The sequence below is a fragment of the Deinococcus sonorensis KR-87 genome, assembly GCF_040256395.1.
Lineage (GTDB): Bacteria > Deinococcota > Deinococci > Deinococcales > Deinococcaceae > Deinococcus > Deinococcus sonorensis.
The window spans coordinates 213,569-226,031 of the sequence record NZ_CP158299.1 but is presented as its reverse complement, the minus strand read 5'-3'; the positions used below and the strand labels follow the sequence as shown (position 1 = coordinate 226,031).

14 protein-coding genes are annotated in these 12,463 nt (G+C 69.9%); 7 read left to right on the top strand and 7 right to left on the bottom strand.

What is annotated here, in order from left to right:
* Nucleotides 1–103 precede the first annotated feature (103 nt).
* Nucleotides 104–1,408, bottom strand: a complete 1,305-nt coding sequence (locus tag ABOD76_RS06375; RefSeq protein ID WP_350243969.1) for a hypothetical protein — start codon at nucleotides 1,406–1,408, stop codon at nucleotides 104–106.
* Between the two features lie 60 nt (nucleotides 1,409–1,468).
* Nucleotides 1,469–2,494, bottom strand: a complete 1,026-nt coding sequence (locus tag ABOD76_RS06370) for a sugar-binding transcriptional regulator (RefSeq protein ID WP_350243968.1) — start codon at nucleotides 2,492–2,494, stop codon at nucleotides 1,469–1,471.
* A gap of 190 nt (nucleotides 2,495–2,684) precedes the next feature.
* Between ABOD76_RS06370 and glpK the strand changes: the two genes are divergently transcribed.
* A complete protein-coding gene (gene glpK, locus ABOD76_RS06365) occupies nucleotides 2,685–4,187 on the top strand; it encodes a glycerol kinase GlpK (protein ID WP_350243967.1) in 1,503 nt (500 codons plus the stop codon).
* A gap of 123 nt (nucleotides 4,188–4,310) precedes the next feature.
* The gene (locus ABOD76_RS06360; RefSeq protein WP_350243966.1) at nucleotides 4,311–5,864 is read left to right on the top strand and encodes a glycerol-3-phosphate dehydrogenase/oxidase; all 1,554 of its coding nucleotides are present in this window, start codon (nucleotides 4,311–4,313) and stop codon (nucleotides 5,862–5,864) included.
* 7 nt (nucleotides 5,865–5,871) lie between these two features.
* Here ABOD76_RS06360 and ABOD76_RS06355 read toward each other — a convergent pair whose 3' ends face one another.
* Both ABOD76_RS06355 and ABOD76_RS06350 read right to left on the bottom strand, forming a co-directional pair.
* A complete protein-coding gene (locus tag ABOD76_RS06355) occupies nucleotides 5,872–6,387 on the bottom strand; it encodes a chromate transporter (RefSeq protein ID WP_350243965.1) in 516 nt (171 codons plus the stop codon).
* Nucleotides 6,384–6,947 carry a chromate transporter gene (locus ABOD76_RS06350; RefSeq protein ID WP_350243964.1) on the bottom strand — a complete coding sequence of 188 codons (564 nt, stop codon included), beginning with the start codon at nucleotides 6,945–6,947 and terminating at the stop codon, nucleotides 6,384–6,386. Before ABOD76_RS06350 ends, ABOD76_RS06355 begins: the two co-directional genes overlap by 4 nt.
* An 85-nt stretch (nucleotides 6,948–7,032) precedes the next feature.
* On the opposite strand from ABOD76_RS06350, the gene ABOD76_RS06345 reads away from it, so the two are divergent.
* The 4 genes from ABOD76_RS06345 to ABOD76_RS06330 all read left to right on the top strand — a co-directional run bounded on the left by ABOD76_RS06345 (nucleotide 7,033) and on the right by ABOD76_RS06330 (nucleotide 9,517).
* The gene (locus ABOD76_RS06345; RefSeq protein WP_350243963.1) at nucleotides 7,033–7,464 is read left to right on the top strand and encodes a secondary thiamine-phosphate synthase enzyme YjbQ; all 432 of its coding nucleotides are present in this window, start codon (nucleotides 7,033–7,035) and stop codon (nucleotides 7,462–7,464) included.
* A gap of 126 nt (nucleotides 7,465–7,590) precedes the next feature.
* Entirely contained in the window at nucleotides 7,591–7,893 is a 303-nt protein-coding gene (gene rplU, locus ABOD76_RS06340) for a 50S ribosomal protein L21 (protein WP_350243962.1), read from the top strand.
* A gap of 92 nt (nucleotides 7,894–7,985) precedes the next feature.
* On the top strand, nucleotides 7,986–8,258 hold the full coding sequence (gene rpmA / locus ABOD76_RS06335; RefSeq protein WP_350243960.1) for a 50S ribosomal protein L27: 273 nt from the start codon (nucleotides 7,986–7,988) through the stop codon (nucleotides 8,256–8,258).
* A 101-nt stretch (nucleotides 8,259–8,359) separates the two neighbouring features.
* Entirely contained in the window at nucleotides 8,360–9,517 is a 1,158-nt protein-coding gene (locus ABOD76_RS06330) for a WD40/YVTN/BNR-like repeat-containing protein (protein ID WP_350243959.1), read from the top strand.
* Here the strand turns inward: ABOD76_RS06330 and hisA are convergent.
* Nucleotides 9,514–10,215: a 1-(5-phosphoribosyl)-5-[(5-phosphoribosylamino)methylideneamino]imidazole-4-carboxamide isomerase gene (hisA, locus tag ABOD76_RS06325; protein ID WP_350243958.1), complete on the bottom strand. Its 702-nt coding sequence runs from the start codon at nucleotides 10,213–10,215 to the stop codon at nucleotides 9,514–9,516. The genes ABOD76_RS06330 and hisA overlap by 4 nt on opposite strands.
* A gap of 65 nt (nucleotides 10,216–10,280) precedes the next feature.
* Here hisA and ABOD76_RS06320 point away from each other — a divergent pair, with 65 nt between their 5' ends.
* Nucleotides 10,281–11,408, top strand: a complete 1,128-nt coding sequence (locus tag ABOD76_RS06320) for a glycosyltransferase (RefSeq protein WP_350243957.1) — start codon at nucleotides 10,281–10,283, stop codon at nucleotides 11,406–11,408.
* Nucleotides 11,409–11,420: 12 nt separating this feature from the next.
* Here ABOD76_RS06320 and ABOD76_RS06315 read toward each other — a convergent pair whose 3' ends face one another.
* Nucleotides 11,421–11,849 carry a hypothetical protein gene (locus tag ABOD76_RS06315; protein ID WP_350243956.1) on the bottom strand — a complete coding sequence of 143 codons (429 nt, stop codon included), beginning with the start codon at nucleotides 11,847–11,849 and terminating at the stop codon, nucleotides 11,421–11,423.
* Between the two features lie 104 nt (nucleotides 11,850–11,953).
* The gene (locus tag ABOD76_RS06310) at nucleotides 11,954–12,412 is read right to left on the bottom strand and encodes a single-stranded DNA-binding protein (protein ID WP_350243955.1); all 459 of its coding nucleotides are present in this window, start codon (nucleotides 12,410–12,412) and stop codon (nucleotides 11,954–11,956) included.
* Nucleotides 12,413–12,463 lie beyond the last annotated feature (51 nt).

Genomic DNA, 12,463 nt, shown 5'->3' with positions numbered 1-12,463 from the left:
GTGTAAGCCTGAGGGGCCACCCAGGTAAAGAGTGTCTGAAGGCTGTCTGACACACAAAAAAATGGCCCGACACCCACTGGGTGCGGGCCGGAAGGGGCTGGGTCTATTTGCTGGTGATGTTCTCACCTTCGGCCGGTTTCACGCCGTTGTCCACCCAGGCACGCAGTTCGTTCCAGGCGTAGCTGACCTGCTTGGGCGTGAAATAGCAGTGGGTGGGGCCGCCCTTGGAGGGGTCGGCGGCGTTGACCGGGTTGGCGTCCACCACCTGCTGCACCAGGTTGGCGCTGTTGCCCGCCTTGCTCACGATGGCCTTGAACTCCGGCTCAAAGCTGTACGGCACCAGCGGGTCCACCAGGTTGTGGAAGCTGAGCATCTTGGCCTTGAAGTTGCCGGTGGGGGTGTAGTTGGCGTCCAGGTAGGCGCTGGACTCGGCGCTGGCGCTGATGCGCTGCACGCCCGCGTTGAGCGCCACGTCGTTCTGGCTGCCGGCGTAGACCTTGTCCTTGTTGCTGTAGCCGGTGCCGCCGGTGGTGGTCAGGTAGTCCTGCAGGCCGTAGACGGTGGAGCCCAGCGCGGTGATGTAGCTGATCGGGTCGGCCGGAGCGCCCACGACAGCCGACACCTGACCGATGATCGCCTTCGCCGCCAGGTCGCCCTGGGCCGCCTTGGTGAACAGCCCGACGACCGACTGTTGCACCACTGGCAGCGTGAGCGCCGGGTTGACCGTCACGGCGTCGCCGTTGCCCGGCAACGCATAGACAGTGCCCTTGGTGAAGTAGTCGTAGACCACCCGGAAGTCCAGCAGGTAGCGCTCCTCGGCGCGCCAGCCGGCCACCACGCCGCAGTACGGCATGGCTCCCACGAAGTCCTGCGGGTACTGCTCGACCAGCGCCACCGTGATGTTGCCGCCCATCGAGATGCCGGTCATGTACTGGCTCTTGCTGCCGGCCGCCTTCATGAAGTCGTGCAGCTGCTTGTTGGCGGCCACACCCTCCTTGACCGCGTAACCGGTCTTGGCGTACGCGGTATTGGCGATGGCGTACCCCTGCGAGAGCGCGGTGGGGAACAGGCCCAGCGACGGCTCGTTGCCGGGCGTGGTGCTGGCCAGCACGGTGTCGCTGAGGTCCGGGGTGCGCTCCGCGGTGCCGGGGTAGACGTAGCCGTGCGCTGAGAGCACGCTCTGGCCGTTCCACTTGGCTGGGAAACGGGCCGCGAAGGCATTGCCCTTCAGGGTGCCGGTCAGGTAGACACTGCCGTCCGTCAGGGTCGTGGTCTTGGCGTTCACGACGCCTGTAGTAGTCACGGCCGCCTGCACCTGCTGCTCGGTGGTGAGGGTGACGGTCTGGTTACAGGATGCCAGCAGCGCGGTGATCAGGGCCAGGGGAGCAACAAGGCGGGGGGTCTGCATAGGAACTCCTGTGCCGCCCGGCAGACCGGGCAGCTGAGGTGGATTTGGATTCGGTTCAATCTAATCGCTGGACGGGCTGCGCGCTAGATGCGGACGTTCAGCGTTCGGTGCATCATCGGGGGGGCCGGCGTCCGGGTACTGCAGCAGCGCGCGGGCCGTCATCTCGTCCACGATCAGGTGCCGCATCAATTGGCCCTCCAGCGCGGCGTGCAGGGCCGCCACTTTGCCCAGCCCGCTCACCACGCAGATTGCCATGCGGTTGCGCTGCACCAGCCGCAGGTCCGGGCCGCTGGCGCGCGCGTTCAGGGCGATGCCGTCGAAGCTGCCGTCGCGGCGATAGAACACCGTGGCAATGTCGCCCACCGCGCCCTCCTGCTGCATGGTTTCCAGATCGTGCGCGTCCAGGTAGCCGGCGGCGTACACGTGGCTGGGCGTCTGGGCGGTGTGGCTGCCGATGCTGTAGAGCAGCGCGTCGGCGCGCGCCTGCAGGTCCAGCACGTGCTGCACGCTGCGCTCGCGCCACATCGCCTGCTTGGTGGCCGGGTCGTCGAAAAAGGTCGGCACCGGAAACAGCTGCGCCCGCGCCCCATAGTTGCGGGCAAATCGCAGGATGGTGTCTGACACAAAGCCGCTCATGAAGTCTGCGGCGTTGGCGCTGCCGTTCAGCTGCACGAACGTCAGGTCCGGAATGGTCTTGGGCGTCAGGACGCGGCTCACCGCGTCCAGGGTGTTGCCCCAGGCCAGGCCCACCACCATGCCCGGCTGCAGCAGGCTGCTCAGCACGCTGGCGGCGGCCACCGCCACCCGCTCGGTCCACAGCGCCTCGCCGCTGCCGCCCGGCACGCCCACCACCAGCACCTTCAGGAACGGGTAACGCGCGTGCAGCTGGGCCTCCAGTGTCTGCGGCTGCTCGGCCGGGTCGTGAATCTGGATCTCCACCAGACCGCTGCGCCGGGCAAACCCCAGCAGCCGGGACACCTTGGGCCGCGACAGCCCCAGCTCGCGGGCGATGGCATCGGTGGTGAGACCCTGGTGGTAGTACAGGCGGGCGACCTGCACCGCCTGAGCCGCTGTGTCCTGACTCATGAACATCCAGTCTACGCCGGGCCGCTCCCCCACCGGCCCGGTCTGCCACAGTGGACAATCGTTCGCGTCGCCTTGACAGATGTTCAGTGGAGATGTGAAAGTGGACCGAGACAGGGCAATGCACAGGGCGGGTCAGCTGCCGGGCCAGTGAGGACGGGCCGGTCGTCACGCGCCGCGAGAAGGAGCATCCATGACGCAGGGTCGCCAATACATCCTCGCGCTCGACCAGGGCACCACCAGCAGCCGCGCCATCGTGTTCGACCACGACGGCAACATCCGGGCCGCCGCACAGAAGGAGTTTCGCCAAATCTATCCGCAGCCGGGGCACGTGGAGCACGACGCGAACGAGATCTGGAGCACTCAGAGCGGCGTGATGCAGGAGGCGCTCAGCAGCGCGGGCCTGCGGGCCAGCGACATCGCGGCCATCGGGATTACCAACCAGCGCGAGACGGTGGTCGTCTGGGACCGCCAGACCGGCCAGCCGATCCACAATGCCATCGTGTGGCAGGACCGCCGCACGGCCGCCTTCTGTGACCAGCTGCGAGAACAGGGCCACGCCGAGCTGGTGCAGGCCCGGACCGGGCTGCTGCTGGACGCCTACTTCAGCGGCACCAAGGTGCGCTGGCTGCTCGACAACGTGGAGGGCGCCCGCGAGCGGGCCGTTCGGGGTGAGCTGGCCTTCGGGACCATCGACAGCTGGCTGATCTACAAGCTGACCGCCGGGCAGCTGCACGTCACCGACGTGACCAACGCCAGCCGCACGCTGCTCTACAACATCCACACCGGGGAGTGGGACGACGAACTGCTCTCGCTGCTGGACGTGCCGCGCGCGCTGCTGCCGGAGGTGCGCAGCAGCAGCGAGGTGTACGGCCAGACCGCCGCCGGCCTGCTGGGCGCCCAGGTCCGGATCGCGGGCATCGCCGGAGACCAGCAGGCGGCCACCTTCGGGCAGGTGTGTCTGGAGGTGGGCATGGCCAAGAACACCTACGGCACCGGCTGCTTCATGCTGCTGCAGACCGGCACCGAGGCGGTGCCGAGCCACCACCGGCTGCTGACCACCGTGGCGTGGCGGCTGGGGGAGCAGCCCACCCACTACGCCCTGGAAGGCGGGGTGTTCGTGGCGGGCGCGGTGGTGCAGTGGCTGCGTGACGGTCTGGGCATCATCCGCAGCAGCGGTGACGTGGAACAGCTGGCCGCGCAGGTGCAGAGCAGCGAGGGCGTCTATCTGGTGCCGGCCTTCGTGGGGCTGGGCGCGCCGTACTGGGACAGCTACGCGCGCGGCACCATCGTGGGCATCACGCGCGGCACCACCAGCGCCCACATCGCGCGCGCCGCGCTGGAGAGCATCGCCTTCCAGAGCGCCGAGCTGCTCACGGCCATGCAGCAGGACTCGGGCGCGTCGCTGCAGCAGCTGCGGGTGGACGGCGGCGCCAGCACCAATGACGCGCTGATGCAGTTCCAGGCCGACATTCTGGGGCTGCCGGTGGTGCGCCCCGACGTCACCGAGACAACCGCGCTGGGCGCCGCCTATCTGGCCGGGCTGGCGGTGGGGTACTGGGAGAGCGAGCAGGAAATCGCCGCGCAGTGGCAGGTGGACCGCCACTTCGAGCCGCAGATGAGCAGTGACGAGCGGCAGGCCCGCATGCACCGCTGGAAACGGGCGGTGGAACGCAGCATGGCCTGGGAGAGCTGAAGAGCGCCAGCTCAGGCGGGCCGGATGGCAATCCGGAGAACACATGAACAGATGTTCTTATGGAATGATCAGGTGTTCAGACGGCAGCGTCCGTCGTCAGGGTTCAGGAGAGGACACAGCGGCATGACCGATACACGGCACGACATTCTGGAACACATCACGCGGACGCCCGAATGGGACGTGCTGGTGATCGGCGGCGGGGCCAGCGGGCTGGGCACCGCCGTGGAGGCGGCCAGCCGCGGCTACCGGACGCTGCTGCTGGAGGCCCACGACTACGCCAAGGGCACCAGCAGCCGCGCCACCAAGCTGGTGCACGGCGGCGTGCGCTACCTCGCTCAGGGCAACATCTCGCTGGTGCGCGAGGCGCTGCACGAGCGCGGGCTGCTCAAGCGCAACGCCCCCCATCTAGTGCATGACCTGGGGTTCGTGATTGCGGGCTACACCTGGTGGTCGGCGCCGTTCTACGGCATCGGCCTCAAGCTGTATGACCTGCTGGCGGGCCGGCTCAACCTGCAGGCCAGCCGCTACGTCAGTGCCGCAGAGGCGCTGCAGCACACCCCGACGCTCAAGCGCGAGGGTCTGCGCGGCGGCATCCTGTACTACGACGGTCAGTTCGACGATTCCCGGCTGGCCATCACGCTGCTGCGCACCCTGGAAGATCACGGCGGGGTGGCGCTCAACCACGCGCCGGTGACGGGGCTGCTCAAGGAAGGGGGCCGGGTGGTGGGGGCCACCCTGCGCGACGCCGAGAGTGGTCAGGCCCTGACGGTACGGGCCAGGAGCGTGGTGAACGCCACCGGCGTCTTCGTGGATGAGATCCGGCGCATGGACACCCCCGACGCCCGCCCGATGCTCAGCCCCAGCCAGGGGGTGCATCTGGTGGTGGACCGGCGCTTCCTGCCGGGCGACAGCGCCATCATGATTCCGCACACCGACGACGGCCGGGTGCTGTTTCTGGTGCCGTGGCACGACCACGTCATCATCGGCACCACCGACACGCCGGTCCCGGAAACCAGCCTGGAGCCGCGCGCGCTGCCGGAGGAGGTGCAGTTCATTCTGGACACCGCCGCGCAATATCTGGAGACCGCCCCCACCCGCGCCGACGTGCGCAGCGTGTACGTGGGCCTCCGCCCGCTGGTCAAGAACGAGAACACCGACGGGGCCGGGTCCACCGCTGCTCTATCGCGCGACCACGTGATCCGGGTGGCCGACTCGGGGCTGATCACGCTGACCGGCGGCAAGTGGACCACCTACCGCCGCATGGGCGAGGACACGGTGGACCGGGCCGCGCGGCTGGCCGGGCTGCCGGAGCGCCTGAGCCTGACGCCGGGGCTGCACCTGCACGGCTGGAGCCAGGAGCCGCAGGCGGACCACTGGCTGGTGTACGGCAGCGACGCCGCCCACATCCAGGCGCTCCCCGGCGCGGACACGCCGCTGCACCCCGCGCTGCCCTACACCGAGGCCGAGGTCCGCTGGGGTGCCCGCACGGAGCAGGCCCGCACCGTGGAGGACGTGCTGAGCCGCCGCACCCGCGCGCTGCTGCTGAATGCGAAGGCCAGCGCCGAGGCCGCGCCCCGGGTGGCGGCGCTGCTGGCCGAGGAACTGGGCCGGGACGAGGCGTGGCAGGCCGCGCAGGTGGCCGAGTACCGGGCGCTGGCGCAGGGCTACCAGCTGTAACTGTAACTCAGGCGGGTGGCCGGGCCAGCAGCAGGCCGGCCGCCACGCCGCCCACCACCACCCACACTGGCGGAACCCGCCGGGTCATCACCAGACCGAAGGCCACCACGGCGATGCCAGCGGTGCCCCAGGTGGTGACGCTGCCGCGCGCCAGGGTCAACAGCCCGGCCAGCAGGAGCCCGGCCCCCACCGGCAGCAGCGCCCGGTAGGCCCGCTGCAGCCAGCCGGTGCCACGCTGGGTCAGGCGGTACACGGCCAGCACCACGGCGGCCGGCGGCACAAAGAAGCCGACCAGGGCGGCCAGCGCGCCTGGAAAGCCGTCGGCGCCGTACCCGTACAGCAGGATGGCGAGCACGTTGGGGCCGGGCAGCAGCTGCCCCAGGGCGTACCCCTGCACGAACTGCGCCTGACTGATCCAGTGATGCTGCTGCACCACGAGGCGTTCCATGCTGGCCAGATTCACCGAGCCGAACGACAGCAGGCCGAGCTGCAGAAAGGCCACCAGCACCTGCAGCGTGGTCATGGCCGGCCCGTGCGGCGGCCCTGCAGCACCATGCCGACCGGCAGCAGCACCAGCAGGGCGATCAGGGTGCCCTGTGGCAGCAGCAGCGTCAGCAGGGCCGTGAGCAGCGCCGTCACGGCGCTCAGGGCGTTGCCGAAGCTGAAGCGCAGAATGTTCAGGCCGGCGGCCACGCTGATGCCCAGGGCAGCGGCAGCGGCCCCCGAGAGGGCCTGTTCTGCCCGCGCCGACATGTGGAAGGCGCCGGAGAAGTACAGCGCCGAGAGCAGCAGCATCAAGGTGGTGCCGGGCAGCAGCAGGCCCGCCAGCGCCGCCGCGGCACCCGGCACCCCGGCCAGCCGGTACCCCAGCAGGGCCGACAGGTTGCCGTTGTTGGAGCCGGGCAGCGTCTGGGCGAAGGTGCTGTTGTCGGCGAACTCCTGGTCGCTGAGCCAGCCTTCCTGGCGCACCAGCCGCAGCAGGTGGGCGTTCAGGCCGCCACCGAACGCGCTCAGGCCCGCCTGGAGAAAGCGCACGAAGATCCTGCGCCGACGCGGTGGCTGCTGGAGGCAGGGAACAGGCATACCTGAGGATAAGTGGCCGCGCGGCCCCACTGTTGTTACTGTGGTGGTACACCTCGGGTAGGCGCTGGCCCGGTACCCTGGAGCCATGTGGCTGTCCCGTGACCTGACCCTGCGCCCGTACCCGCGCGGCTTTCACCTGATCACCCGCGAGGTGATGGCGGCGCTGCCGGAACTGAGCGGCGTGCAGGCCGGCCTGCTGCACCTGCATCTGCAGCACACCAGCGCCAGCCTGACCCTGAACGAGAACGCCTCGCCGGAGGTGCGCCGCGACTTCGAGCGGTACTTCAACCACGCCGTTCCGGACGGCTGGCCCGCCTTCGAGCACACCCTGGAAGGGCCCGACGACATGGCCGCCCACATCAAGGCCGCGCTGCTTGGGCCGTCGCTGACGCTGCCGGTGCGCAGCGGGCGGCTGCAGCTGGGCACCTGGCAGGGCATCTACCTGTGCGAACACCGCGACCAGGGCGGCGCGCGGGGGCTGGTGCTGACGCTGCACGGGGAGGAGCGGCGCGCTTGAGCCGCCTGCAGGGGCGTGCTACAATGCTGCGCTGATCCCCCGCTCACGGCGGGGTATTGTCACGCCTGTATCCGTTAGGTGTCCTGCAGGGCGCCCGGGCAGAGCGATCCTCAGGAGGAACGAACGATGTTTGCAGTCATTACCAGCGGTGGCAAGCAGTACCGCGTCCAGGAAGGCGACGTGATCCGCGTCGAAAAGCTCAAGGGCGAGGCCGGCGACGCGCTCAGCCTGACCCCCCTCTTCGTGGCCGGCGATCAGGTGCTGAGCGGCCAGGACGCCGCCCGCTTCACCGTGAGCGCCGAGGTCGTGGACCACGGCAAGCACAAGAAGATCTACATCCGCAAGTACAAGAGCGGCGTGCAGTACCGCAAGCGCACCGGCCACCGCCAGCAGTTCACCGCGCTGCGCATCACCGGTATCAAGGGCTGAATTCAGCCCCGAACATTGTTCGGCATGATGTGAGGGTCATCCTCACCCATGAACAAGAACCCCAGACCAAGTATTGACCGAGGTAGACTCTCATGGCACACAAAAAAGGCGTAGGCTCGTCCAAGAACGGACGCGACAGCAATCCGAAGTACCTGGGCGTCAAGAAGTTTGGCGGCGAGCGCGTGCTGGCCGGCAACATCCTGGTGCGTCAGCGCGGCACCAAGTTCCAGGCCGGCGCGAACGTGGGCATGGGCCGTGACCATACCCTCTTCGCCCTGGTGGACGGGCAGGTCGTGTTCGCCAACAAGGGCAGCAAGGGCCGTTTCATCAGCGTGCAGGTGCCGGTCGCGGCTGCCGCCGACTGAGTCCAGACGTTCAGGGAGGGGGTGGGCCGCGTGCCCACCCCCTCCTTCTGTTCAGATGCCTTGAGGCGGCCGGGACGCCCGCTTCACGGCCCGCAGGCACTATGGCAGCCATGTGGCACCTGCTGGCCCTGCTCCCACTCCTCAGTCTGGTGGCGCTGTCGCCGGTGTGGGCGCTGCGCACGTCGGCGTCGGTGGCCTTTCACAGCCTGCATCTGGTCAGCGCCCGGGACGCCTGGGGCTACAGCCAGGGCGGCGTGTACCGCACCCACGACGGCGGACGGCACTGGCAGAACCGGACGCCCGCCCTGACCAGCGGCGGACTCCTGGAGGGCGGCGCGCTGGATGCCCGGCATGCCTGGTTCACCGTCTCTCGGGCAGGTGAGGGTCCGAGGCTATACCGCACCCGTGACGGCGGCGTTCACTGGACCTGGACGCGGCTGTTTCGTCAGGGCAGTGCCCGCGTGGCCTTCCGTGACTCGCAGTATGGCACGGCGGTGGTGCAGCTGGACCGGGACCGGACCCACAGCGCCTTCGTGGTGCTGACCAGCCGCGACGCGGGCGCCCACTGGGGGCAGGTGAACAGCGCCCGGCCCGGTCATTTCCGGCAGGCACTGCTCCAGGGGGGTGACCTGCCGGACGTGAGCGGGCTGAACGACCTGCGGATTCAGCCGGGCGGCTTCGGGCTGGCGTGTGGCCTCTCCGGGCCGGACCAGCGGCCGTATGTCTGGCAGACCCGAGACGGGGGCCGGACCTTCCGTGATGTGGCTGGCCAGCTGCCGTATGCGCCGGCCGAACGGCGGCAGTTCAGCAGCACCCGGCTGGCCTGGAGTGCCGGGCCGCTGGCGGTGCTGCTCAGCGACGTGCAGGCGGGCGCGCCGAACGAGCGTCACGTGGCGCGGCTGTTCCGGACGGAGGACGCCGGGCGGCACTGGCACACGCCCGCTCCGCTGGCCCTGCCGGTTCACAGCGGCGCCGCGCTGCCGGCCTTCGCGGACGCGCGGCACGGCTGGGTGTGGGTGCGGGCGGTGCCGGATGACCAGGGCCAGCCGGGCGTCAGCCAGCTGTGGCGCACCGGCAATGGCGGCGAAAACTGGCGGCTGCTGACCCCGCCGTTTGCCGCCACCGCGGCGGAACTGACGGCCCTGAGCTTCGCGGACCCGCAGCACGGACTGGCCGCCCTGCGGCTGGGCGCGGGCGTGTCACAGCTGTGGCGTACCGACGACGCGGGCGAGCACTGGACGCAACTGGACGCGTCCTAGGGCAGCGGATACGGCAGGGTGCCCTCGTAGATGGCCCGGCCCACGATGGCCCCCTCGATGTTCAGCTGCTCCAGCAGCGTCACGTCCTGCAGATTCGCCACGCCGCCGCCCACGATCAGCGTGTTGGTCCACAGCCGCCGGACCTCGGCCATCAGCGCGGCGTCCAGCCCCTTGAGCGTGCCGTCGCGCGTCACGTCGGTGAAGATCAGCGTTTCCAGCCCCGCCAGCCCCAGCCGGCTGGTCAGCTCGGCCACCTGCAGGCCGCTGCCCTCGGCCCAGCCGGAGATGGCCACCTCCAGCCCCCGCGCGTCCACGCTCACCAGCACGCTCTCCGGGCCGTGCGCGTCGAGCAGCTGCGTCACCAGTTCCGGCGTGCGGACCGCCGCCGTGCCGATCACCACCCGCTGCACTCCGCTGGCCAGCAGCTGTTCCGCTCCCTCCCGGTCGCGAATGCCGCCGCCCACCTCCACCGGCACGTCCAGCTCACGCACGATCTCGGCGATCAGGTCGCGGTTCTGGCCGCGTCCGATGGCGGCGTCCAGGTCCACCAGATGCAGCAGCGGGGCACCCAGGCTCGCCCAGTGACGGGCAGCCTCCAGCGGCGACGCGAAGTAGACGGTCTCGCGGTCAGGGTCGCCCTCGTAGAGCCTCACGGCCCGGCCTCCCTGAATATCCACGCACGGAATGATCTGCGGCATGCCAGCGAGTCTAGCAGCGGCCCGCTCACGAACGGCCGGCCGGGCACGCTACACTGCGCCCTGACGTGCGTATCGGATTCGTGACGGCCACCTATCTGCCCTCCCGCAACGGGGTGGCGACCAGCACGGCCCTGTTCGCCCAGGGCCTGCGGGCGCTGGGGCACGAGGTCCGCATCTTCGCGCCGATGCACCCGGTGGGCAGCGCCGGCCCCGATGAGCAGGGCGTGTCGCGGCTGCCTAGCACCACCTGGGGCACCCCGCACGACTACCCGCTGCTGTTGTGGCCGGGGCCACGGGTGGTGGCCCGGCTGCCGCTCACTGACCTGGACATCGTGCACACCATGCACCCGTTCCTGGCGGGTCAGCTGGCGCGGGTCTGGAGCCGGCGGTTCCGGGCACCGCTGGTCTTCACCGCCCACACCCAGTACGAGCAGTACCTGCACTACGCGCGGGCGCACCACCGGGCCGGGCGCTCGCTGATGCGCTCCCACGTGGTGGCGTTTGCCCGCCTGACCGATCAGGTGCTGGTGCCGGGGCAGGCGATGGCCCAGATGCTGCGCCACTACGGCTATGCCGGTGACATCCAGACCCTGCCGAATCCGGTGGACCTGCAGGCGCACCAGGACCGCAACGGGGCGGCCGTGCGCGAGGCCCACGGCATTGCCCCGCACGCCCCGCTGGCCATCTCGCTGGGCCGGCTGGCCCCGGAGAAGAACCTGGAAACCCTGCTGCAGACCTACGCCCTGGCCCGGGAGCGGCAGCCGGACCTGCGGCTGCTGGTGGTGGGCGACGGTCCCTCGCGCCACGCCCTGATGCAGCAGGCCCCGGACGATGTGGTGTTCACCGGCGCGGTGCCGCACGCCCAGGTGCCGGAGTATCTGGCGGCCGCCGACGTGTTTCTCACCGCCAGCGAGAGCGAGGTGCTGCCGATGAGCATGATCGAGGCGCTGGCGTCCGGCGCGCCGCTGGTGGCCGCCCGCAGCCCGGCGGCGCTAGACCTGATCCGGGACGGCGTCAACGGCATGCTCTGCGAGCCTACGGCGGAGGCGCTGGCCACCGGCCTGGAGCGGGCCCTGGACCCGAAGCGGCTGCCGGACCTGCGCCACGCCGCGCGCGCCTCGGCGGAGGGCTACGAGGTGCAGGCGCGGGCCCGGCAGCTGGCCGGCATCTACGAACGGTTATTGGCGCGCTAAGCCGTCACCGCGTTAGTTGGGTGTGGTGACGGTCACGTCCGGCGACACCCTCAGCAGCTGCCGCCCCTGCGAGGTGTTCAGCAGCGCCACCACCTGCAGTTGGGCGCCGTTCGGGAACGCGGTTCGGTCGGCGCGGGTGCGGCTGACCCACTCCTGCATGGCCGCCTGTGGCCCCCGGTTCTGCTCCAGCACGAAGCGGCCCTGGCTCGCCTGAGTGCCGCGCACCAGATAGGCCGTGACCAGCTGCGTTCCGGCCGGCAGCGGCGCGCCGTCCAGCGTCTGCACCCGCACGCTCACGATGAACGGATTCGGGTTGCCCTGAGCGGTGCCGTACCATGCCGACGCCCGGGCTTCCAGCGGCTGCGCGTCCACCGTGATGCGGGTGGGCGCGGCCAGCAGGGTCTGGGCGCTCAGGTCGGCCGGCTGCAGGGGGGTGGGCAAAACGCCGCACCCGCTCAAGAGCAGGGCGGCGAACAGGAGAACTGGGGCAGATGCTCGCATGGCTGAAGCCTACAACGGAGACGCGAGGGTCTGCCCGTGCTTCCTCAGGCGCGGCTCTCGGCCTGCTTGGCCGGGTCCACGTAGCTGTCCATCACACGGCCGCCACCCCGGAAGCTGATGAGCGTCACGTACTGCACGCCGCCCTCCTCGCCCTCCTTGAGGTGAGGCGGATCGGTGGGCCGGGCGCCTCTGCTGTACTTGACGATCTTGGGCAGCTTGAGCTTCTTGGTGTCCACCTCGTCCAGCTCGCGGCGCTTGTAGCTCTGGCCGCGGTACATCACGGCCTGCTCGCCGTCGCTGGTGGTGTAGGCGCGCGCGCCGATCAGGGTCCAGTCGAACAGGTCGGCCATGCTCAGCGGCAGCTGCAGGCCGCCCGGCGGAATCTCGCCGCTGGTCCAGCCGCTCTTGCCGTAGCGGCGCAGGACGGTCAGCATGTCGCGTTCGTCGGGCACTTCGACGCTGAGACTGGTGCCGAGGGGGCCGGTGAGGTGCAGGGTGGGCATACTGTCTCCTTTGCGAGGAACGCTCGGCGTCCCTTATGCAAATAACATAAC

Excerpts from the sequence above, each read along its gene's own strand:
- ABOD76_RS06375 (WP_350243969.1), bottom strand. The coding sequence starts at position 1,408 with ATGCAGACCCCCCGCCTTGTTGCTCCCCTGGCCCTGATCACCGCGCTG.
- ABOD76_RS06370 (WP_350243968.1), bottom strand. The coding sequence starts at position 2,494 with ATGAGTCAGGACACAGCGGCTCAGGCGGTGCAGGTCGCCCGCCTGTAC.
- glpK (WP_350243967.1), top strand. The coding sequence starts at position 2,685 with ATGACGCAGGGTCGCCAATACATCCTCGCGCTCGACCAGGGCACCACC.
- ABOD76_RS06360 (WP_350243966.1), top strand. The coding sequence starts at position 4,311 with ATGACCGATACACGGCACGACATTCTGGAACACATCACGCGGACGCCC.
- ABOD76_RS06355 (WP_350243965.1), bottom strand. The coding sequence starts at position 6,387 with ATGACCACGCTGCAGGTGCTGGTGGCCTTTCTGCAGCTCGGCCTGCTG.
- ABOD76_RS06350 (WP_350243964.1), bottom strand. The coding sequence starts at position 6,947 with ATGCCTGTTCCCTGCCTCCAGCAGCCACCGCGTCGGCGCAGGATCTTC.
- ABOD76_RS06345 (WP_350243963.1), top strand. The coding sequence starts at position 7,033 with ATGTGGCTGTCCCGTGACCTGACCCTGCGCCCGTACCCGCGCGGCTTT.
- rplU (WP_350243962.1), top strand. The coding sequence starts at position 7,591 with ATGTTTGCAGTCATTACCAGCGGTGGCAAGCAGTACCGCGTCCAGGAA.
- rpmA (WP_350243960.1), top strand. The coding sequence starts at position 7,986 with ATGGCACACAAAAAAGGCGTAGGCTCGTCCAAGAACGGACGCGACAGC.
- ABOD76_RS06330 (WP_350243959.1), top strand. The coding sequence starts at position 8,360 with ATGGCAGCCATGTGGCACCTGCTGGCCCTGCTCCCACTCCTCAGTCTG.
- hisA (WP_350243958.1), bottom strand. The coding sequence starts at position 10,215 with ATGCCGCAGATCATTCCGTGCGTGGATATTCAGGGAGGCCGGGCCGTG.
- ABOD76_RS06310 (WP_350243955.1), bottom strand. The coding sequence starts at position 12,412 with ATGCCCACCCTGCACCTCACCGGCCCCCTCGGCACCAGTCTCAGCGTC.